Raw genomic sequence first — 19,657 nt, forward strand, 5'->3', positions numbered from 1 at the left:
CGACAGGGCAAGGCCGGGAGCGACCGCGATGACGCGGAGCGGCGAAATATGCGATGACGGCCGCCGGTTCGCGTTTCGCCCGAGGACATGCCGATGCCGCCGATCTTCGCCGCCCCGTCCGAACCCACGATTCCGATCTGGTTCGCCGCCGTGGGAGAAGAGCTTCCGGAAGCAGCGCGCGGCTGGGCCGCGGCGACGGGCTTCGAAGTCGGTCCCGGCGGCGTCCTGCTCGTGCCGGACGAGACCGGCGGCCTGAAGGGCGTGATTTTCGGGATCGAAGGGGCGAAGGCGCGCAGCCGCAATCCTTTCCTGGCCGGCAAGCTCGCGGGCGCGCTGCCGGCCGGCGCATACCGGCTGGAGGGCGCGGTCGCAGATCCGCGCCTTGCGACGCTCGCCATCGCGCTCGGATCCTATCGCTTCGCGCGCTACCGCAAGGCGCAGGGCAAGGAGGTCCGGATCGCCCTCCCGGAGGCCGTGGACGCCGCAGAGGTCGAGCGGACGGTGGCGGCGACCTTCCTCGGCCGCGACCTCGTCAACACGCCGGCCAACGATCTCGGGCCGGAGGAGCTCGAAGGCGCGATCCGCGAACTCGCCGCCCGCCACGGGGCCGAGGTCTCCTCGATCGTCGGAGACGCGCTCCTGGACGAGAACTTCCCGCTGGTCCACGCGGTCGGCCGCGCGTCGCCGCGCGCGCCGCGGATCGTCGATCTGCGGTGGGGGCAGGCGGACGATCCGCGGGTGACGCTGGTCGGCAAGGGCGTCTGCTTCGACACCGGCGGCCTGGACATCAAGCCGAGCTCCGGCATGCTGCTGATGAAGAAGGACATGGGCGGCGCCGCGGCGATGATCGCGCTCGCCGACATGGTCATGGGCGCGAAGCTCCCGGTGCGGCTGCGGCTGATCGTAGGCGCCGTCGAGAACTCGATCTCCGGCGACGCCTTCCGGCCCGGCGACGTCTATCCGAGCCGCAAGGGCCTCAGCGTCGAGATCGGCAACACCGACGCCGAGGGGCGGCTGGTGCTGGCCGACGCGCTGGCGCTCGCCGACGAGGAAGCGCCCGAGATCATCGTGGACGCAGCGACGCTGACGGGCGCGGCGCGCGTCGCCCTCGGCCCCGACCTGCCGCCGCTCTACACCGACGACGAAGCCTTCGCCGCGGATCTGCTGCGGCACGCGGCGGCCCAGCACGACCCGCTGTGGCGGCTGCCGCTGTGGAACCCCTATGACGATCTGCTCTCGTCCAAGATCGCCGACGTGAACCACATCTCGGGCGGGGCCTTCGCGGGTTCCGTCACCGCCGCGCTGTTCCTGCGCCGCTTCGTCGAAAACGCGAAGGTCTGGGCGCATCTGGACATCTTCGCCTGGAACCCGTCAGCCAGGCCGGGCCGGCCGGAAGGCGGCGAGGTGCAGGGCGCGCGCGCGCTCGCAGCGCTCCTTCAGGAAAGGTATGGGCGGTGACGGGATCGTTCGCGCGTACGAGCGTCGACCGCTGATGGGACCGCTCGATCCACGTCTCACCCCCGCGCGGCCGGACGTCGCCGCCGCTCATCTGAAGGGCCAGGTCGAGGCGCTGCGCTTCGTCGCGGGCGAGCGGCGCCGCGTCGCCGTCGGTCACGTCGGCATCCGGCGGGCGCCGGGTCCAGACGCGCCGCTCGAAACCGAGGCTTTGTTCGGCGAGGAGGTCACGGTCTATGACGAGCTCGAGGGCTGGTCCTGGCTCCAGCTCGCGACCGACGGCTATGTCGGCTATGCGCCGTCGGCCGCGCTGAGCGGGGAGCTCGGCCCGGGCGTGACGCACCGCGTGGCGGCGCTCCGGACGCTGCTGTTCCCGATCCCGTCCATCAAGGCGCCGCCCGTCGACGCGCTGTCCATGAACGCTCTGGCTTCGGTCGTGGAGACGGAAGGACGCTTCGCGGTGCTGGACACCGGCGCGTATGCGATCGCCGCCCATCTCGCGCCGCTCGGCACGCTGGAGACGGACCCCGTCGCCGTCGCCGAGCGCTTCATCGGCGCGCCCTATCTGTGGGGCGGCCGCACCAGCCTCGGCCTCGACTGCTCGGCGCTCGTCCAGCTCTCGCTGGCGGCCTGCGGCGTCAAGGCGCCCCGCGACACGGACATGCAGGAGGCGGCGCTCGGAAAGGCGGTCCCGCTCGAGGAGGCGCGCCGCGGCGATCTGATGTTCTGGAAGGGCCACGTCGCGCTGGTGCGCGATGCGGCTTCGATCGTCCACGCGAACGCCCACGCGATGGCGGTCGCGCCCGAACCGCTGGACGCGGCCGTCGCCCGCATCCGTGCGGCGGGCGACGAGGTCAGCAGCGTGCGGCGGCTCGGCTGAGCCCCGCTCAGGCCCGCCGATCGACGCCGGCGGTCTCCGGCGCGGCGCCGGGTTTCGGGCCGCCCCGGGCGACGCCCACCATGGCGGGCCGCAGGATACGGTCGCCGATCACGTAGCCGTCCTGCATGACCTGCACGACGGTGCCGGACGGCACGCTCGGGTCCGGGGCCTCGAACACGGCCTCATGATGATGCGGGTCGAACGGCTTGCCGCGCGGATCGAGCTTCTTCACGCCATTCTTCTCGAGCGTCTTCTGAAGCTCGCGCTCCGTGAGCTCGACGCCCTCGACGAGGGCCGCGAAAACCGGGTCGCGGACGTCGTCGGATGCGTCCGCGCTGCTCTTCCCGGCGGCGGCCGCAGCCTCCAGCGCGCGCCGCAGATTGTCCGCCACGCCCAGCAGATCGCGCGCGAAGGAAGACACCGCGTAGCGCTTGGCGTCCTGGACCTCCCGCTCGGTCCGGCGGCGCAGATTCTCCATCTCGGCATGCGAGCGCAGCAGCCTGTCGCGCAGATCCGCGACTGCGGCCTCGAGCTCGGCCGTCCGGTCCGCGCCAGCGGCCGCGTCCGTCACTTCCGCCTCCACGGTCCCGTCGGCGCGTTGCTCGTCGGTCTGGGGGGCGTCAGCGTTTTTGACTTCGTCTGGCGTGGGGTTTCCGGGCGAGGTCGGGTCCGGCATCGCGCGCTCTTCCATCAGCAGTCACATCCAGGGGAGGCGCGGGATATCAGGCTCGCAGGAGCAAAAATCAAGCCGTGGCGGAGCGGGCGCTCCTCGATTCAGTTCACGCGGACGCTGGCCGAGGCGGTCGCGCCGGACGCGTCCATCACCGTGACGCGCGAGAAGCCCGAGCCGGCGACGGGCCACAGCGTCTCGCGGCGGCGCTCCGGAGGCAGCGGCCGGCCGTCCACCAGCCAGCGAAACGGAGGCGTTCCGCCCGCCGCCTTGAGGGCGAGTTCGGCGCCGGGCTCGACCTCGACGCGCGCGCCGTCGGGCGGGAAGGCGACCGCGAGCGGCGCGGCCTCGCGAACGCCGAGGACCGGCGGCGGCTCTCCGGCGGGACGGAAGCGCCGCAGCGGCGGCGGAAGCTCGGATAGCGTCAGCGCCGCGCCGTCGGGCGGTGGCGCAAGCGGCGCGATCGCCGCCCCGGCGCGCGCGAAGGCGTCGAACAGGATCGGGGCCGCGGCCTCCCGGCCCACAAGGCCCGAGCTGGAGGCGCCGTCCGGCCGTCCCGCCCAGACGGCGATGACGCGGCGGCCGTCGAAGCCCACCGCCCATGCGTCGCGATAGCCGTAGGAGGTCCCGGTCTTGAAGGCGAGCCTTCCGCCCAGCGCGGCTTCGGGCGGCGGGCTCTTGAGGAGCGCCTGGGCGACCTGCGCGGCTGCGACCGGGTCGACCAGCCTGCGACCGGGCGCCGCCGCGTCGGCGAGTTCGCCGGGGTTCACGGTGAGCGGGGTCGTCGCGCCGCCGCGCGCAAGCCCCGCATAGAGCGTCGCGAGGTCGATGAGGCGGACGCCGACGCCGCCGAGCGCGACCGCAAGGCCCGGGGTCTCGCCTGCCGGCAGCGCGACCGTCGCGCCGGCCGCGCGGAGGCGGGCCACGAAACGCGCCGGCCCGACCGCCTCGAGCAAAGCCACCGCGGGGATGTTGAGCGACAGCGCTAGCGCCTCGGCGGCGCTCACCGTGCCATGAAACGCCTGGTCGAAGTTGCGCGGAGCGTAATCGCCGAAGCGCGCCGGCCGGTCCTCGATCAGGGTCGCGGGGGCGGCGAGCCCGTTCTCGAAGGCGAGCGCGTAGATGAACGGCTTCAGCGCCGAGCCCGGCGATCGCACCGCCCGCGTCTGGTCGAGCGCGCCGGCGCGGGTCGCGTCGAAGTAATCCGCCGAGCCCACCGAGGCTTCGATCGCGCCGGTCGCCACGTCGGCCGCCACGATCGCCACCGACAGGCCGGGGCCGAGAGCGCGGGCGCGCTCGCGCGCGAGATCTTCGAGCGAACGCTGCAGATCATGCCTGACGGTGAGCCGGGCCACCGCGCCGGCGCCCGCGCGGGCCGCCGCGACTTCCGCCACATGGGGCGCGAGGTTCGGGAACTCCCGGCGCCCGTTCGGGACAGGCTCGGCGCTGGCGTGGTCCGCTTCGGCCGTGGAGATCACGCCGGCGGCGGCGAGCCGTGCCAGCACGCGGTCGCGCGCGGCCTTGGCGGCGGCCCGGTCGCGGTCCGGCCGCCTGGCCTCTGGCGACTGAGGGATGGCGACGAGGAGCGCGGCCTCCGCGATCGAAAGCCGCGCGGGCTCCTTGCCGAAGAAGGCGAGGCTCGCGGCCCGCACCCCCTCCAGATTTCCGCCATACGGCGCGAGCCGCAGATAGAGGTCGAGCACGCCGGTCTTGCCAGCCTCCCGCTCCAGCGCGAGCGCGGCGCCCGCCTCGCGCCATTTCCGCGGAAGCGTCCGCGAGCGATCGGGCGTCAGAAGCCGGACGACCTGCATGGTGAGCGTGGAGCCGCCCGAGACGATCCCGCCCGAACGCGCCGCCTGCCAGGCCGCCCTGAGCGCCGCCAGCGGGTCGACGCCCGGATGAGCGAAGAAGCGCTTGTCCTCATAGGCGAGCAGCATCCTCAGGAAGCGCGGGTCGACCTCGGATCGCTCGACCGGCAGCCGCCAGGCCCCGTCGGCGGCCGCGAAGGGCCGCAGCAGTCGCCCCTCACGATCGAGCACGAGCGTCGACAGCAGTGCGGAGCGGCCGGGCTGCGGCGCAGGGATCGAGCCGAGGCTGATCGCCGCCGCGCCGGCTGCGACCAGCGCGAGGAGCGACGCCGCGGCCGCGATCCGGCGCAGTCTCACTTCGTGGTCACCTCCACGACGCCGACGCCGGTGCGAGCGAAGCGCTCGGCCCGATACATGTCCTCGACCGTGGCGGCCGGCTGCGCGTAGCGGCCGGGCGCGACGGCGCGCACCACATAGGCGGCCGTGTAGACGACGGGCGCGTCCGCCTCCCGGTCGAACGCCGCGACGAAGCGGTCGTCGCGGAATTCGGAATGCGTCGGTTGCGGCGCGTCTCCGAGGAACGCGAAGGCGTCGGAGCTCGCGCTCGTCACCAGCGCCGGATTGTCGATCTCGAAGCCGGCCGGCAGCCGGTCGACGAGCAGCACCCGGCCAGGCCGGGGCTCCGCCTCGGTCACGGTGAGCACCGCGACGAGCCTCGTGTTCTGGGCCACCCGCGACGGATCCACCTCGACGCCGGCGGACGTGTAGAAACGCCGCTCGAGGTGGAAGCCGTTCTCGGCCGGCGGCTCGGGCGAGGCGGGCGCGCCCTTAACGGTCACCACCGCCTCCAGCGGCGTCCGGCCGGCGTTGGTCACGGTCGAGGCCGCGGCCGCGAGACGCGCGGGCGTGAAGGTCGCCTCGAGCGCGCCCTTGTGGGGGGCGCCATCGACGGTCAGCGTGAGATCGGCGCTCCGGGCCTTCAGCGCGCGCGCGGCGAGCAGCAGCCAGGCGTTCTCCTGCGTGGTCAGAACCTCGCGGCCGCTGCGCGCGGTCATGATCCCGCGAATGGCGGCGGGCGAGGCGAGGGCGTCGATGCGGTTCTCCGCCGCGAGCGCCACGATCCCGGCGCGATCCCGGAGCACCGATCCGAAGTCGGCGCGGGCGGCGTCGTCCGGCGGGTTGATCTCGGCCGCCGCGAAAGCCTTCCTGGCGCGGGCGAAGTCGCCGGCCTGCGCGAGCGCCGCGCCGATCTGCGCGCGGGCGAGGGGGCTCGCGAACTCCTCGATCTTGACGTCGGCCAGGTAGCGCAGGTCGCCCAGCAGCGGGCGACCCTGCTTGGCCAGCACGTAATAGGCGTAGGCGACGTCGCTTTCGGTCGAATCCTGCCGCACGCCGATAGCGTTGCGAAGGTTGTCGAGCGCCTGGCTGAAGGCGCGGTCCGAGGCGGGGAAGCCCGCCGCTCGCGCCCGGCCGAGCGCGTCGGTGACATAGGCGTCGAGCCAGAGGTCGCCGCCCTCCGCGGACCACATGCCGAAGGATCCGTTGGCGTCCTGGCGCGACAGGATGCGCTCGATCATCTCCGACGCGCGCGCCTTCACCTCCTCGGGCGCGGCGCCCGAGAGCCCGAGCTCGTCGCCATAGGCGAGCGCCAGCAGCCGGCTCGAGAGCTGTTCCGAGCAGGCGTAGGGGTAGCCGTCGAGCGCCAGCTTGAAGGTCGCGGCGTCGAGCATGCCGGGCTTGCCGACGGTCAGCGCGACCGAACCTGTCCCGGGAATGATGTCGGCGAGGGTGTCGCGAGACACGGTCACGCTCGCGCCCTCGGCGAGGGCGATGACGCTGCGTCGCGTCACCGGCGTGGCGGCGGGCTTGACGTCGAGCGCGAGCGCCTGCGCCAGCGTGCGCCCGTCAGGCCCCTTGAGCGTGACGTCGATCCGCGCAGGGCCGACGCCGCGCGCCGCGAGCGGGACCTCGATCGTCCCGCGCGCCTTGGCCGCCAGCGTGAGCTTCTTCGAGGCGGCGGAGGCGGAGAGCGGGCCGGAGACCGCGACGTCGACCTGATAGTCGCCTGCGGGGCCGGAGACGTTGTCGAGATCGAGCCTCAGCCGCGAGGAATCGCCGTCGGCCAGAAAGCGCGGCAGGGCCGTTGTCGCCACCACCGGGTCGGCGACCACGAGATCCTTCGAGGCATGGCCGAGCTTGCCGGCTGACCAAGCGATGGCCATCAGCCTGACCGTCCCGTTGAACGCCGGCAGCTCGATCGGAATGACGGCCTCGCCGCCAGGGCCGACAGGCACGAGCCCGGAGAACAGCGCCAGCGGCGGCTGGGTCGGCGTGTCCTGCAACCCGCCCGCGCCGGCGCCGTCGCCGCCCGAGCGGATCTTGCCGGCCTTCGCCCCCATGCCGTCGATTAACTGCCCATAGAGGTCGCGGATCTCGGTCGCGAGCTTGCGCTGGCCGTAGACCGCCTCGTCCGGGGCCGGCGGCTTGTAGCCCGTCAGGTTCAAGATCCCGACGTCGACCGCCGCGAGCGTCACGTAGGCCTTCTCGCCGGCCGCGAGGTTCGTCAGTCGCACGGGCACGTCGAGCGAGCGACGGGGCTCCACCTGCCCGGGGGCGTCGATCGCGACCCCCAGGGTGCGGTCGGCGGCGTCGATCTGCGCGTGCGCGACGCCGATCGCCCGGCCGGGCATGCGGCTGGCCTTCGCGTCGAGCGGACGGTGCACGAAGGTCACCACATAGGCCCCGGGCCGCCACGCGTCGGTGACCGCGAAGGTCGCCGTCCCGCCCTTCTCCGACACGTCCAGCGTCGCCTGATCCACCACGCCGGAGCCGACCACCATCACGGTGGCGCGGCCGGCGAAGCGGGAGGCCAGGGTGACGGTCGCGGTCTCGCCCGTCCGGTAGCTCGGCCTGTCGAGCGCGACGTCCATCATGTCGGGCGTGTCGGCCGAGGCGGCGGCGAAGAAGCCGGCGTCGAAAGCCACGCTGGTGGCGGGCCCCTGCGGGTCCGGACTGGTCACCTCGAGGCGATAACGGCCATAGGCCACCTTGGCCTCAACCCGCGCCGCGCCGTCGGCCGCGACGTCAAGCTTGCCGTCCGCGACGCGGCGGGCGCGATTGACGGTCTCGAAGTTCCAGCGCCCATTGCTGGAGTACCACTGATAGCTCGTCTCGATCCGGACCAGCTGCCAGGCGAGCCCCTGCGCGGCCGCTCCCTTGCCGTCGGGCCCAAGGACGCGCACGTCGAAGCGCGCGGTTTCGCCGTCGCCGACGCGGTCGGCGAACAGCGGCTTCACCCCGATGCGCGGACCGGAGGCCGCGACCGGCAGGACCAGCTTTCGCTCGAGCGTCCGCCCCGAAGGCTCCGCCAGCCGCAGCGCGATCTCGGCTTCGAGCGGCCGCGTGGTCTCGGGCAGGGGCGGCTCGGTCACGCGGACCGTCGCGCGGCCGTTTGCGTCGGTCCGCGGGAGGCCGTCGATCGGCGTGCGCTGTGGGGCGACCACCTCGTCGGAGAGGCCGAAGCGGTAGCCCTCGAAGCCGGGCGCGCCGGAGTTCCGCACGCGCAGCGTGACGTCGCCTTCGATCGCGAGATCGGCGGCCGGCGCGCCGTAGAGCCAGCGGCCGTCGACCGAGATGGTCGCTCCCGCAGCGCCGAGTTCGGCCGATGCCGTGTCGAGCCTGAGATCGAGCCGCTCGGGGACATAGTCGGCGACGAGGAAGCTCGTCGCGCCGATCGGTCCGCCCTTGGCGTCCGCCAGCGCTTCGACCCGCCATGTCCCCTGAATGGCCTGATCGATCAGCGGCACGTCGAGCGTTCGGCCGCCCGCCCCGGCGTCGGAGGTGACGACGCGGCGGTCCTCGACGCCGTCGGGACGCTTGACGACGAGCGTGAGCGGAAGCCCGTCAACGGCGGAGCCCCGGTCGTCGCGCAGCAGGGCCGTGAGATGCACGGTCTCGCGAGGCCGGTAGACGCCGCGCTCGGCGAAAACCTGCGCGTCCAGCGGCCCCGGGGCGTCGCGCCCGCCGACCCCGCGGTCGGAGAGGTCGAAGCCCGGTCGCGTCAGGTCGAGGAAGCCATAGTCCTCCCGGGCGGAGGCGATCAGCACCGCCGGCGCCTGCCCGCCCGTTCCGCGCGTCAGGCCCGGTTCGAAGGTCGCGAAGCCGGCGGCGTCGGTCGTGCGCGTCGCCAGCACGTCGTTGTTCCGCGCGACAAGCCTGATCTCGACGCCCTCGAGCGGACCGGCGCTGGCGAGCGAGCGCGCGAAGGCCTTCACGCCGTCCGAGCCCGAGACCGCCGTGAGGCCGAGGTCGGAGACCACGAACCATTGGGTCGCCCGAGCGTCCCAGGGCTCGGGTTCGGCTGCGTTCTTCGGCCGGGCGGCCATCACATAGACGCCGGGCGAGAGTTTCGGCGCCGCTTCGGAGATCGGGAAAGCGGTGACGACGTCGAGGTTCTGCTGACGCTCGACCGCAAGCTCGCCGCTGTAGACGGAAGCGGCGGCGTCGTCCCTCAGCGTGTCGAGGTCGGACCCGCTGAGCTGCTTCTGGAAATCGCCGGACACGACCGACTGCGCCAGGCTGCGGTCGCCGATGCGGAAGATCTCGACCGAGACGGCGTCCACATTGGTGGAGACGACCGGCACGCCCTGCTGGCCGGTCGAGGGCAGCACGTAGTTGCGGCCGGTGAAGCGCACCGACGGCGCGCGGTCGCGGACATAGATGTGGAAGTCCTTCGCGGCCGCGAGCGGCTCGTCGACATCCGAGGGCAGGCCGGAACGCACGGTGAGATCGTAAGTCTCGCCGTGCTTCAGGCCGTCGACGCAGAGCTGCTGGCCGTCGGCCGTGACGGCCGGCGCGTCGACGCCTTTCAGCGCGACATAGGGGGCGAAATCCACGCGGCCCTTGGCGAGGTCTTCGGAGAACTGGATGCAGGCGCGCGGCGCCGCGGCGTCGGAATCGACCGAATAGTCGATGACGCGGAAGCCGTGCTCGGCGCGCATCGCCTCATAGGCGTTGCGCGCGTCGGAGCTGTCCGCGAGCGCAAGACTCGCCTTGTAGGCGTCGAGCGCCGGCCGCCAGTCCTCGCGCGCCGCGAAGGCGTTGGCCAGGACCGCGAGCGCGCGGGCGCGCGCCTTCGGATCGGCGGCCAGCTCATAGGCGCGCCAGCCGGCCCCGACCGCCTGCTCGCGCAGCGTCTCCTTCTCCGAATAGTCGTCGGTCTCGACCCGCGTCAGCGCGACCGAGAGATTGCGCCACGCCTGTTCATTGCGCGGATCCTTGCCGGCCGCGAGCGCCATCGTGACCGCGGCCTCGCGCCAGCTTCCGGCGCGGATCTGGGCCACGCCCTGCTTGATGAGCTCCGCGACCGGCCGCGCCTCCGACTGCGCCTCCCGCTTGAGGCGCGCCTCGAGCTTGACCGCGCTTTCATTCGCGATCGTGTTCTGGAAGGGATTGGCGGGCTCGGCCCAGCCGGGGCCGCAGGAAAGGACCAGCGCCAGCGCCGCCGAGGAGGCGGCCCTTGCGATCCAGCTCACGAGCGCGCGCGTGGTCATCCCGACCCCCCCGACCTTTTGAAGAAGAGCATAGACCCGCACGGGGTCGGCGCGAAATCACGTCGCGCGATTCACGCGTTCCTAAGGGCCGCCGTGCGATGACGCCTGACGGGAGCATCTCGGGGGCGACTGGCATGGCGATGGCGCACGCGCCGGGTGGTTCTGCGATCGTCCGGCGTCCGGGCTCGAGAGCGCTGTTCGAGGGCGCCGGCGTTCCGCTCATCGTCTTCATCTGGGTGATGTTCGCCCTGGCGACCGCCTTCAGCGCCTATCCGGCGGTCATGGACCAGCTTTCGACCGACGACGCGATGCGGCTCGCGGAGGTGAGGGATCTGCTTGCGGGCCAGAGCTGGTTCGACCTCGCGCAGCATCGGCTGAACCCGCCCGAGGGCGTCGCGATGCACTGGTCGCGCGTCGTCGATCTCCCGATCGCGCTGATCCTCGCCGCGGCCGAGCGCCTGCTGCCGCCGGATCTCGCGCTCACGGCGACGCTGATCGCGTGGCCGCTTCTGCTCCTGCTGCCGGCCCTGCTCGCGGTGGCGTCCGCGGCGCGGAGCCTCGGCGGCCCGCAGGCGGCGGCGCTGGGCGCCTTCATGGCCGTGATGTCGCCGGGCGTCACGGTGCGCTTCGCGCCCGGCGCGCTCGACCATCACGGAGCGCAGCTCGCTCTGGCGCTCGGCCTGCTCGCCTGCGCATTGAGGATCGACCGCTCGGCCCGCGCGGCCGTCGGCGCCGGGCTCTGCGCCGCACTCATGATGGCGATCGGCATGGAGACGGCGCCGCATGTCGCCGCCTGCGCGGCGGTGATCGCCCTGCGCTGGGCCTTCACGGACGACCCGGGCGTCGCGCGGGGAGCGCGGTTGTTCGGGCTGGTCTTCGCTGCGGGCGTCTTCGGCGTCGCGCTGCTGACGCTATCGCCGGCCAGCTGGAGCGCGCCGGTCTGCGACACGATCGGGCGTGGCCACCTCGCGGTCGCTCTGGCGGGCGGCCTCGGCCTCGCCCTCGCGGCGACCGCCGTGCAGGGAGGGGCCGCCTCCAGGTTCGCGGCGCTCGGCGCGGTGGGCGCGGCGGTCCTCGGCGCCCTCGTCGCCTCGGCGCCCAACTGCCTCGCCTCGCCGTATGGCTCGCTGCCGGAGAAGCTGAGGACCGACTGGCTCGCGAACGTCCAGGAGGCACAGAACGTCGTCTCGGCCACGATCGCCGGGCCGACCTCGGCGCTCGCCGTCGGACCGGCCCTGCTGGCGCTGATCCTGATCGTGGGCTGGGCCGTCTGGTCCGTGCGGTCGGCGTCGAGCGACGCGCGCTGGCGAATCTGGACCGCCGCGGCGATGTTCGCCGCAGCGCTTGCGGTGACGGCCTGGCAGATCCGCGGCGCGAGCCTCGTCTTCGCGCTCGGCGCGCCCTTCCTGCCTCTGCCGGTGCTCGCCCTCGCGCGGCGCGGCGGTCGCGCCCGGGCGATCCTCGCCCTCATCGCCTTCGCTCCGGTGACGCTGACGATCATCGGCCTGCAGATCGCGGCGGCCGCCGGCCTGCCGTCGCTCGAGAATCAGCGGCTGTCCTTCACCGGCTGCCCCGCGGCGGACTATCGGGCGCTTCGGCGGCTCACCCCCGGGCTCGCGCTGAACACGATCGACACCGGCCCGTTCATCCTCGCCTTCTCGCCTCACGCGGTGGTCGGCGCGCCGTACCACCGGAACGTCGATGGCATGATGGCCGAGCTCGAGGCCTTCCAGGGCAGCGAGGAGACCGCGCGCGCGGTGGCGTTGTCGCGTGGCGCGGATTATGTCGTCGTCTGCACGGTGGACGCCGGCGTGAGGCCGAACGCGAAAGCGCATCCGGACGGGTTCTCGGCGATGCTGCTTTCGGGCGACACGCCGTCCTGGCTGCGGCCGGTCGACCTCGGGCCTGACGCGAAGCTGCGGGCTTTCGAGATCGTCTCCGGGCGCAGAACCGCTGAATGAAGGGCCAGATGCCGGATTCCGATTCGCCTTCCGCCAGACGTCAGCCCGGCCGTGGCGCCGAGGCCGCCGCCCGTGAGGCGGAGCGCCGCGAGCGCCTGGCCGCGGCGCTGCGCGAGAACCTCAAGAAACGGAAGGCTCCGGAACGAGCCAAGCGGGAGCGGCCGGATCCGCAGGGCGGCTCCGCGACCTGATCGGGCGCGCCGCGTTGTGCGGCAGGCGCGCATAAGCTAGACCGCGATACCTGCGGCTGCCCCCCGGCCGCGGAAAGCTGGCCGCGTCTGACTGGTCGTCGCGCCGCCCCCGAGGAGGCTCCATGGACCGCATCCGCATTGTCGGCGGCGCGCCGCTGTTCGGCCGCATCCCCATCTCCGGCGCCAAGAACGCGGCCCTGCCGCTGATGATCGCGAGCCTGCTCACGCCCGAGACGCTGACGCTCGAGAACGTCCCGCGGCTCGCCGACGTCGCGCTGCTCAAGCGCATTCTCGGCAATCACGGCGCCGAGGTCACGGTCGAGGGCAAGCGGCCGGCGCAGGATGAATTCACCGGCGACACGGTGCGGCTCACCGCGCGCGAGATCGTCGACACCACCGCCCCCTATGACCTCGTCTCCCGGATGCGGGCGAGCTTCTGGGTGCTCGGCCCGCTGCTGGCCCGGATGGGCGAGGCGAAGGTCTCGCTGCCCGGCGGCTGCGCGATCGGCACGCGGCCCGTCGACTTCTTCCTGTCCGGCCTCAGGGCGCTCGGCGCCGAGATCGAGATCGACCGCGGCTATGTGCTGGCCAAGGCCCCGAAGGGTCTCGTCGGCGGCCGCGTCGACTTCCCGAAAGTGTCGGTCGGCGCGACCCATGTCGTGCTGATGGCCGCGGCGCTGGCGCGCGGCGAGACCGTGATCCACAACGCGGCGCGCGAGCCCGAGATCGTGGATCTGGCCGACTGCCTGATCAAGATGGGCGCGAAGATCGAAGGCGCCGGCGGCTCCGTTGTCCGCATCGAGGGCGTCGGCTCGCTCGGCGCCGCCCGTCACCGGGTGCTGCCTGACAGGATCGAGACCGGCACCTACGCGATCGCGGTCGCGATGGCCGGCGGCGACGTCGTGCTCGAGGGCGCGCGGCATGATCTGCTGGAGTCCGCCTTCGACGTTCTGGTCGAGGCCGGCGCCGAGATCTCGACCACCAACGAAGGCGTCCGGGTCGCCCGCAACGGCCATGGCGTCGCCCCGGTGCGGGTCACGACCGCGCCGTTCCCGGGCTTTCCGACCGATCTGCAGGCGCAGCTGATGGCGCTCACGGCCAAGGCCAAGGGCTCCTCGTCGATCACCGAGACGATCTTCGAGAACCGCTTCATGCATGTGCAGGAGCTCGTGAGGCTCGGCGCCAAAATCCATCTCGACGGCGACACCGCCGTGATCGAAGGCGTCGAGAAGCTGACCGGCGCGCCCGTGATGGCCACCGACCTCCGGGCCTCGGTCTCGCTCGTGATCGCAGGGCTTGCGGCCGAGGGCGAGACGATCGTGAATCGCGTCTACCACCTCGACCGCGGCTTCGAGCGGCTCGAGGCCAAGCTTTCTCGCTGCGGCGCGACCATCGAGCGGCTGTCGAGCTGACCGCAAAGGCGCATCGCCGGAGCGCGAACCGGCGACGCGCCCGCGTCGACTCAGCCGACCGTCACGCGTAGCTCGCCGACGCCTTCGACCCGTCCGTGCAGCCGGTCGCCGCGCGCGACCGGGCCGACGCCCGCGGGCGTCCCGGTGAAGATCAGGTCGCCGGGCGCGAGCTCGAACAGGCGCGACAGATAGGCGATCATTTCCGGGACGGTCCAGATCAGCTGGTCGAGGTCGCCGGTCTGGCGGCGCTCGTCATTGACGTCGAGCGTCACGGCGCCCTTCGCCGGATGGCCGATCTCGGCCGCGCGGGCGAGCGGCCCGCAGGGCGCCGCGTGGTCGAAGGCCTTGCCGACCTCCCAGGGCCGCGCGAGCTTCTTCGCCTCGGCCTGCAGATCGCGCCGGGTGAAGTCGATGCCGACGCCGTAGCCGAATACGAGGTCGAGCGCGTCGGCCTCGGGGACGTCCCGGCCGCCTTTCTCCAGCGCCACCACCATCTCGATCTCGTGGTGCACGTCCGATGTCTCGGTCGGGTAGGGAAAGGTCGCCCCGTCCGGCAGCAGCGCGTCCGGCGTCTTCATGAAGAAGAACGGCGGCTCCCGGTTCGGGTCGTGGCCCATCTCCACGGCGTGGGCGGCGTAGTTGCGCCCCACGCAATAGACCCGCCGCGCGGGGAACAGCGAAGAGGTTCCCAGCACGGCGACGGCGGGCTGCTGGGGCGGGGGAAACACGTAAGACGTCATGGTTGGGCTCCGGATTCCGCCCGCACCATGCGGCGGCCGCGGCGCGTCGCAAAGCCATGATCTTCGCGCCCCCACTGGACCGGCATCGGGGGCGCGCCCTAGAACAGGCGCTCCCGCGGCAGACACGACGGTCTCATGGACATTTCAGGCTCCCACCGCATCCCGGCGCCGCGCGCCACAGTCTGGGCGGCGCTCAGCGATCCTGCGATCCTGAAGGACTGCCTGCCGGGCTGCGAGCGGCTGGAGAGGAGCTCCGAGGACGTCTTCGAGGGCGCGCTGTCGGCTAAGATCGGGCCGATCAAGGGCGATTTCGCCGGCTCCGTCACCCGCGCGGACGTGACCGCTCCGGAGCGCTTCACGCTTCTGGGCGAGGGCGACGGCGGCTCGGCCGGCTCGGCCAAGGGGCGGGCCGAGGTGACGCTGAAGGAAGAGGCCGGCGAGACCGTCGTGAGCTACGCCGCGCAAGCCGATCTCACCGGCAAGATCTCGCAGCTCGGCGCCCGGCTGGTGACGGGCTTCGCGCGCAAGACCGCAGAGACCTTCTTCGAGCGGCTGGCGGAGCGGCTGGCGCAGGCGCCCGCCGCCGCGGCGCCGGCCGCAGCCGAGGCGCCGCTCGCGGAGGCGCCGCCGCTGGTTCACGAGGAGCCGGCCGAGACCCCGGCGGTCGCCGACGCGCCGCCGCTCGCCTATGGCTCCGCGGCCCTGATCGGCGCCGGGCTGCCGGCGGACCCGACCGCCGCGAGCGTGATCCCGGATGCGCCGGACCCGGAGACGATCGGCGCCGACGCCGAGGTGACGCCCCCCGGTTCGTCGAATTCCGGAGCCATGGGGCGCATCATGCTGGTCGCCGCGATCGTGGTGATCGCCGCCTGCGCGATCTACTACTTCGTCTGGCAGGCGCCGCCCGTCTGAGGCGGCCTCCTCACTCCACGCCCAGCACCCGGGCGCGGATCTGCTCGAGGCGCCCGAGCCGTTCGACTGTCTCCGGACCGGAGAGCTCGGTGGCGCGGGCGACCAGCGCCTCCGTGACCGCCAGCAGGCTCGCAAAGGAGTCCCAGGCTCCGGCGCTTTCGGTGGCGCCCACCAGCGTCGCATTGGCGTGCGCGGCGGCCGGAGCATTCGCTGAATCGGTCAGCAGCACGACCCAGGCGCCACGCTCCGCCGCGAAGGCGCACAGCCGGATGACGTCGCGCTGATAGCGGCGCACGTCGTAGGCCACGATCACGGTCCGGCGGCCGACGTCGATCAGCCGGTCCGGCCAGGTGGCGGAAAGCGAGCCGATCTCCTCCACCCCGCCGCGGACGATCTCGAGATGTCTGACGAGCAGCCGGGCCAGCGCCTGGCTGAAGCGCCCGCCCACGACCAGCACATGGCGCTTCGGATCGGCGAGCCGCCGGGCCGTCGCCTCGAACTCGGCGCGGTCGAGGTCGCGGAACGCCTCCACGACGTTCTCCGCGAGCTTCGCCCCGAAAGCCGCCAGCCTGTCGCCGTCCAGAAGCCCCGTCGCCGCGTGGGCGGTCCAGCGGCCGAGGGGCGAGACGCGTTCGGCGGCGAGCTCCGCGCGGAGCCGCTCCTGCAGGCCGCGCCAGCTTTGGAAGCCGAGCTTGGCCAACAGCCGCAGCACCGTCTGCGAGCTCACGCCGGCGCTGCGCGCGAAGCGCGCCATCGGGGCGAGACCGGCGACCGGATAATGCGCGGCGAGATGCTCGGCCGCGCGGCGTTCGCGCGGCGTGAGCCCGGACATGATCTCCGCAAGAGCCTGCGCGACGGTTCCGGAGAAGGCCGTCGCCGCGTTCGCCGCCATCGCAGTCTCATGCTCCGCAATCATGGTCACGTTCATTCCATATTGACAGAAACGTGACCTCTCTGGAACGATCGTTCCAACGAGGGGCGGCGTCGACCCCGCCTCCGGCGGCCGGGGGACGCGCCGCCTCGCCCGGGGAGTCACGCCGGGCGTCCCGTCGACGTCAACGGGGCTCATCTCATGGCGCAAGATGGACGCGGCGTGACCTACCAGACGGTAGACGCCGGCTACTTCGAAAAGCGTGGATTGATGCGTTACGCGGGCGTCGCGAGCCTTTGGGCTCTCGGCGTCGGCGCCGTGATCTCTGGCCATTTCTCGGGCTGGAACTTCGGTTTCTCGACCGGCGGCTGGGGCGGCATGCTGGTCGCCGGGATCATCATCGCGATCATGTATCTCGGCCTCACGTTCTCGATCGCCGAGATGTCGGCGGCGCTGCCGCACACCGGCGCGGCCTATTCGTTCGCCCGCACCGCGATGGGGCCGTGGGGAGGCTTCCTCACCGGCCTCTGCGAGAACGTCGAATACGTCATCACCCCGGCCGTGGTGGTGACCTTCATCACCTCCTACGTGAATGCGATCTTCGGGCTCGATCCGGCCTATTCGCCGCTCACCTGGATCGCGTTCTACGCCGTGTTCGTGGCGCTCAACGTGTTCGGGCTCGAGCTGTCGTTCCGCGTCACGATGATCGTGACGCTGATCTCGCTCGCCGTGCTGGTCTTCTTCTGGCTCAGCGCGATCCCCAACATGGATTTCTCGCGCTGGGCGCTGAACATCGGGGTCGGGCCGGACGGCGCCGCCGTCGAGCTTCCCGAGGGCGGGGGCGAGCTCTTCCCGTTCGGCCTCTCGGGCGTGCTGGCCACGCTTCCGTTCGCGGTCTGGCTTTTCCTCGCGATCGAGCAACTCCCGCTCGCGGCCGAGGAGTCCATCGACCCGAAACGCGACATGCCGAAGGGCATCATCCTGGGCATGATCACCCTGATGGTCTCGGCCTTCATGATCGTGCTGCTGAACCCGTCGGTGATCGGCGTCGGCTCGTTCAAGCTGAGCTCGTCGCTGGAGCCGCTGCTCGACGGGTTCCGGGCGATCTACGGCGACAGCGGCGTGGTGGTGCTGGGGCTCGTGGCGCTCACCGGTCTGATCGCGAGCTTCCACACGATTCTGTACGCGCAGGGGCGGCAGATCTACTCGCTGTCGCGGGCGGGCTACTTCCCGCGCGGCCTGTCGGTCACGCACGCCACCTACCGGACGCCGCATCTCGCGATGTTCGTCGGCTCGATCGTCGGGCTCGCGGTGATGCTCGTGATCTGGTTCGCCCTCGGGGCCGAGCAGGCGGGCGCCTCGATCGGCAGCGTTCTGCTCAACATGGCCGTGTCGGGCGCGATGTTCTCCTACATCGCCCAGGCGGTGTCGTTCATCCTCTTGCGCAGCAGAAGCCCGCACATCGAACGGCCGTTCCGCAGCCCGCTCGGCGTTCCGGGGGCGGTCCTGACCATCGTCATCGCGGTGGTCACGCTCGGCTACCAGGTCCAGGACCCGAACTTCACCAAGGGCGTGCTGTGGGTGCTGGTGTGGTTCGCCATCGCGATCGTCTATTTCGCCGCGGTCGGCCGCCACAAGCTGGTGCTGTCGCCCGAGGAGGAGTTCGCGCTCTCGGGCGGCAAGGCCGAGTACCGCTCGCACTGAACCGTCACCCGTCCCGGCCGGCGACGGAGATCATCCGCCGCCGGCTCCTCGCCAACCTGTCGAGAGCAGATGAGCAAAGCGGAGACGACCGCCAAGGACCTCCTCGCGCTGGTGGACAAGCGCGGCCTGTCGCACGTCAAGCTCGGCGTCGCCGACGCCGACGGCATCCTGCGCGGCAAGTATATGAGCCGCGACAAGTTCGCCTCGGCTCTCGAGAACGGCTTCGGCTTCTGCGACGTCGTGCTGGGTTGGGACTCCAACGACCAGCTCTACGACAATGTCAGCCTCACCGGCTGGCACACGGCCTATCCGGACGCCGCGGTCCGGGTGCTTCCGGAGACGGCGCGCGACCTGCCGCTGGAAGGCGAGATGCTCTTCGTTCTCGGCGAGTTCGCCGGGCGCGCCGAGGAGGTCTGCCCGCGCGGAACGCTGCGGCGCGTGCTCGACCGGGCCTCGGGCATGGGTTTCAAGGTGAAGTCGGCGGTCGAGTTCGAGTTCTTCCTGTTCGAGGAGACGCCGCATTCCGTCCGGGACAAACGCTATGCCGGCCTGACGCCGATGACGCCCGGCTTCTTCGGCTATTCCGTGCTGCGCTCGGGCGTGCACGCCGAGTTCTACGCCGAGCTGCTGAAGCTCTGCGCGGACATGCGGATGCCGATCGAGGGGCTGCACACGGAGACCGGGCCGGGCGTGCTGGAGGCCGCGATCGAGGTTTCGGACGCGCTCGAGGCTGCGGACCGGGCCGTGCTGTTCAAGACCTTCACCAAGGTCCTCGCCCAGCGCCGCGGCCTGATGGCGACCTTCATGGCCAGATGGTCGAAGGACTGGCCGGGCCAGTCCGGCCATATCCACGTTTCGCTCCAGAGCGACGACGGCGGCTCCGTCTTCCACGAGGAAGGCCGCGCGCACGCGATGTCCGACGCCATGCGCTGGTTCGTGGGCGGGCAGCAGCACCTCATGCCCGATCTGCTCGCGATGGTGTCGCCGACGGTGAATTCCTACACGCGGCTGATCCCGGGCTTCTGGGCGCCGACCGACGCCACCTGGGGCGTCGAGAACCGGACCTGCGCGCTGCGGGTCATTCCCGGATCGCCGAAGAGCCAGCGCGTCGAGTACCGGGTGGCGGCGGCCGACATCAATCCATACGTGGCGCTCGCGGCCGCCATCGGCTCCGGGCTGTGGGGCATCGAGAACCGGATCGAGCCGGATTCCGCCATCGAGGGCAACGCCTACGCCCTTCGGCATGCGCCCGAACGGGCCCTGCCGCGCTCGCTTGGCGAGGCCGCCGCCCGGTTCGCTGCGTCGGCGCCGGCGAAGGAGCTGTTCGGCGAGGCTTTCGTGGAGCACTGGGCCGCGACCCGCGACTGGGAGCAGCGCGAGTTCAACAAGGCCATCACCGATTGGGAGCTGGAGCGGTATTTTGAGATCATCTGAAGCGCCACCCCGGAGGGCGCGGCGCGCCGATCTGAGATCCCTCTGCGGAGAGGCGCACGAGAAACCG

The 19,657-nt window shown here is 72.1% G+C and carries 13 protein-coding genes; 8 read left to right on the forward strand and 5 right to left on the reverse strand.

The genetic code is table 11. The features are described 5' to 3' along the window. Window positions 1–93 precede the first annotated feature (93 nt). Both GGR24_RS09745 and GGR24_RS09750 read left to right on the forward strand, forming a co-directional pair. Window positions 94–1,458 carry a leucyl aminopeptidase family protein gene (locus tag GGR24_RS09745; RefSeq protein WP_183395133.1) on the forward strand — a complete coding sequence of 455 codons (1,365 nt, stop codon included), beginning with the start codon at window positions 94–96 and terminating at the stop codon, window positions 1,456–1,458. Between the two features lie 34 nt (window positions 1,459–1,492). Beyond that, on the forward strand, window positions 1,493–2,335 hold the full coding sequence (locus GGR24_RS09750) for a C40 family peptidase (RefSeq protein WP_183395134.1): 843 nt from the start codon (window positions 1,493–1,495) through the stop codon (window positions 2,333–2,335). A gap of 7 nt (window positions 2,336–2,342) precedes the next feature. Here GGR24_RS09750 and grpE read toward each other — a convergent pair whose 3' ends face one another. The 3 genes from grpE to GGR24_RS09765 form a co-directional block, all read right to left on the reverse strand. Continuing rightward, entirely contained in the window at window positions 2,343–3,026 is a 684-nt protein-coding gene (gene grpE, locus GGR24_RS09755) for a nucleotide exchange factor GrpE (RefSeq protein ID WP_246398194.1), read from the reverse strand. A gap of 83 nt (window positions 3,027–3,109) precedes the next feature. Then, window positions 3,110–5,170: a penicillin-binding protein 1C gene (gene pbpC / locus GGR24_RS09760; protein ID WP_183395135.1), complete on the reverse strand. Its 2,061-nt coding sequence runs from the start codon at window positions 5,168–5,170 to the stop codon at window positions 3,110–3,112. Then, window positions 5,167–10,365 carry an alpha-2-macroglobulin family protein gene (locus GGR24_RS09765; RefSeq protein ID WP_183395136.1) on the reverse strand — a complete coding sequence of 1,733 codons (5,199 nt, stop codon included), beginning with the start codon at window positions 10,363–10,365 and terminating at the stop codon, window positions 5,167–5,169. The genes pbpC and GGR24_RS09765 overlap by 4 nt, the downstream gene beginning before the upstream one ends. A gap of 134 nt (window positions 10,366–10,499) precedes the next feature. Between GGR24_RS09765 and GGR24_RS09770 the strand changes: the two genes are divergently transcribed. The 3 genes from GGR24_RS09770 to murA all read left to right on the forward strand — a co-directional run bounded on the left by GGR24_RS09770 (window position 10,500) and on the right by murA (window position 13,929). Then, window positions 10,500–12,326: a hypothetical protein gene (locus GGR24_RS09770; protein ID WP_183395137.1), complete on the forward strand. Its 1,827-nt coding sequence runs from the start codon at window positions 10,500–10,502 to the stop codon at window positions 12,324–12,326. Between the two features lie 8 nt (window positions 12,327–12,334). Further along, complete coding sequence (locus tag GGR24_RS09775) at window positions 12,335–12,517, forward strand: hypothetical protein (RefSeq protein WP_183395138.1); 183 nt, start codon at window positions 12,335–12,337, stop codon at window positions 12,515–12,517. Window positions 12,518–12,639: 122 nt separating this feature from the next. Further along, a complete protein-coding gene (gene murA, locus GGR24_RS09780; protein WP_183395139.1) occupies window positions 12,640–13,929 on the forward strand; it encodes a UDP-N-acetylglucosamine 1-carboxyvinyltransferase in 1,290 nt (429 codons plus the stop codon). A 50-nt stretch (window positions 13,930–13,979) separates the two neighbouring features. Here the strand turns inward: murA and GGR24_RS09785 are convergent, their stop codons facing one another. Continuing rightward, window positions 13,980–14,669: a fumarylacetoacetate hydrolase family protein gene (locus GGR24_RS09785; RefSeq protein ID WP_183395140.1), complete on the reverse strand. Its 690-nt coding sequence runs from the start codon at window positions 14,667–14,669 to the stop codon at window positions 13,980–13,982. 135 nt (window positions 14,670–14,804) lie between these two features. Here GGR24_RS09785 and GGR24_RS09790 point away from each other — a divergent pair, with 135 nt between their 5' ends. Then, complete coding sequence (locus GGR24_RS09790; RefSeq protein ID WP_183395141.1) at window positions 14,805–15,581, forward strand: SRPBCC family protein; 777 nt, start codon at window positions 14,805–14,807, stop codon at window positions 15,579–15,581. A 10-nt stretch (window positions 15,582–15,591) separates the two neighbouring features. On the opposite strand, the gene GGR24_RS09795 is transcribed toward GGR24_RS09790, so the two are convergent. Continuing rightward, window positions 15,592–16,497, reverse strand: a complete 906-nt coding sequence (locus tag GGR24_RS09795) for a MurR/RpiR family transcriptional regulator (RefSeq protein ID WP_246398286.1) — start codon at window positions 16,495–16,497, stop codon at window positions 15,592–15,594. Window positions 16,498–16,653: 156 nt separating this feature from the next. Here GGR24_RS09795 and GGR24_RS09800 point away from each other — a divergent pair, with 156 nt between their 5' ends. Beyond that, on the forward strand, window positions 16,654–18,156 hold the full coding sequence (locus GGR24_RS09800; protein ID WP_183395142.1) for an amino acid permease: 1,503 nt from the start codon (window positions 16,654–16,656) through the stop codon (window positions 18,154–18,156). A gap of 69 nt (window positions 18,157–18,225) precedes the next feature. Beyond that, window positions 18,226–19,590, forward strand: a complete 1,365-nt coding sequence (locus tag GGR24_RS09805; RefSeq protein ID WP_183395143.1) for a glutamine synthetase family protein — start codon at window positions 18,226–18,228, stop codon at window positions 19,588–19,590. Window positions 19,591–19,657: the final 67 nt, after the last annotated feature.

The organism is Hansschlegelia beijingensis, from assembly GCF_014196425.1.
Taxonomy (GTDB): domain Bacteria; phylum Pseudomonadota; class Alphaproteobacteria; order Rhizobiales; family Methylopilaceae; genus Methylopila; species Methylopila beijingensis.

Excerpts from the sequence above, each read along its gene's own strand:
- GGR24_RS09750 (WP_183395134.1), top strand. The coding sequence starts at position 1,493 with ATGGGACCGCTCGATCCACGTCTCACCCCCGCGCGGCCGGACGTCGCC.
- grpE (WP_246398194.1), bottom strand. The coding sequence starts at position 3,026 with ATGGAAGAGCGCGCGATGCCGGACCCGACCTCGCCCGGAAACCCCACG.
- GGR24_RS09745 (WP_183395133.1), top strand. The coding sequence starts at position 94 with ATGCCGCCGATCTTCGCCGCCCCGTCCGAACCCACGATTCCGATCTGG.
- GGR24_RS09795 (WP_246398286.1), bottom strand. The coding sequence starts at position 16,497 with ATGATTGCGGAGCATGAGACTGCGATGGCGGCGAACGCGGCGACGGCC.
- GGR24_RS09775 (WP_183395138.1), top strand. The coding sequence starts at position 12,335 with ATGCCGGATTCCGATTCGCCTTCCGCCAGACGTCAGCCCGGCCGTGGC.
- GGR24_RS09770 (WP_183395137.1), top strand. The coding sequence starts at position 10,500 with ATGGCGATGGCGCACGCGCCGGGTGGTTCTGCGATCGTCCGGCGTCCG.
- murA (WP_183395139.1), top strand. The coding sequence starts at position 12,640 with ATGGACCGCATCCGCATTGTCGGCGGCGCGCCGCTGTTCGGCCGCATC.
- GGR24_RS09790 (WP_183395141.1), top strand. The coding sequence starts at position 14,805 with ATGGACATTTCAGGCTCCCACCGCATCCCGGCGCCGCGCGCCACAGTC.
- GGR24_RS09800 (WP_183395142.1), top strand. The coding sequence starts at position 16,654 with ATGGCGCAAGATGGACGCGGCGTGACCTACCAGACGGTAGACGCCGGC.
- GGR24_RS09785 (WP_183395140.1), bottom strand. The coding sequence starts at position 14,669 with ATGACGTCTTACGTGTTTCCCCCGCCCCAGCAGCCCGCCGTCGCCGTG.
- GGR24_RS09765 (WP_183395136.1), bottom strand. The coding sequence starts at position 10,365 with ATGACCACGCGCGCGCTCGTGAGCTGGATCGCAAGGGCCGCCTCCTCG.
- GGR24_RS09805 (WP_183395143.1), top strand. The coding sequence starts at position 18,226 with ATGAGCAAAGCGGAGACGACCGCCAAGGACCTCCTCGCGCTGGTGGAC.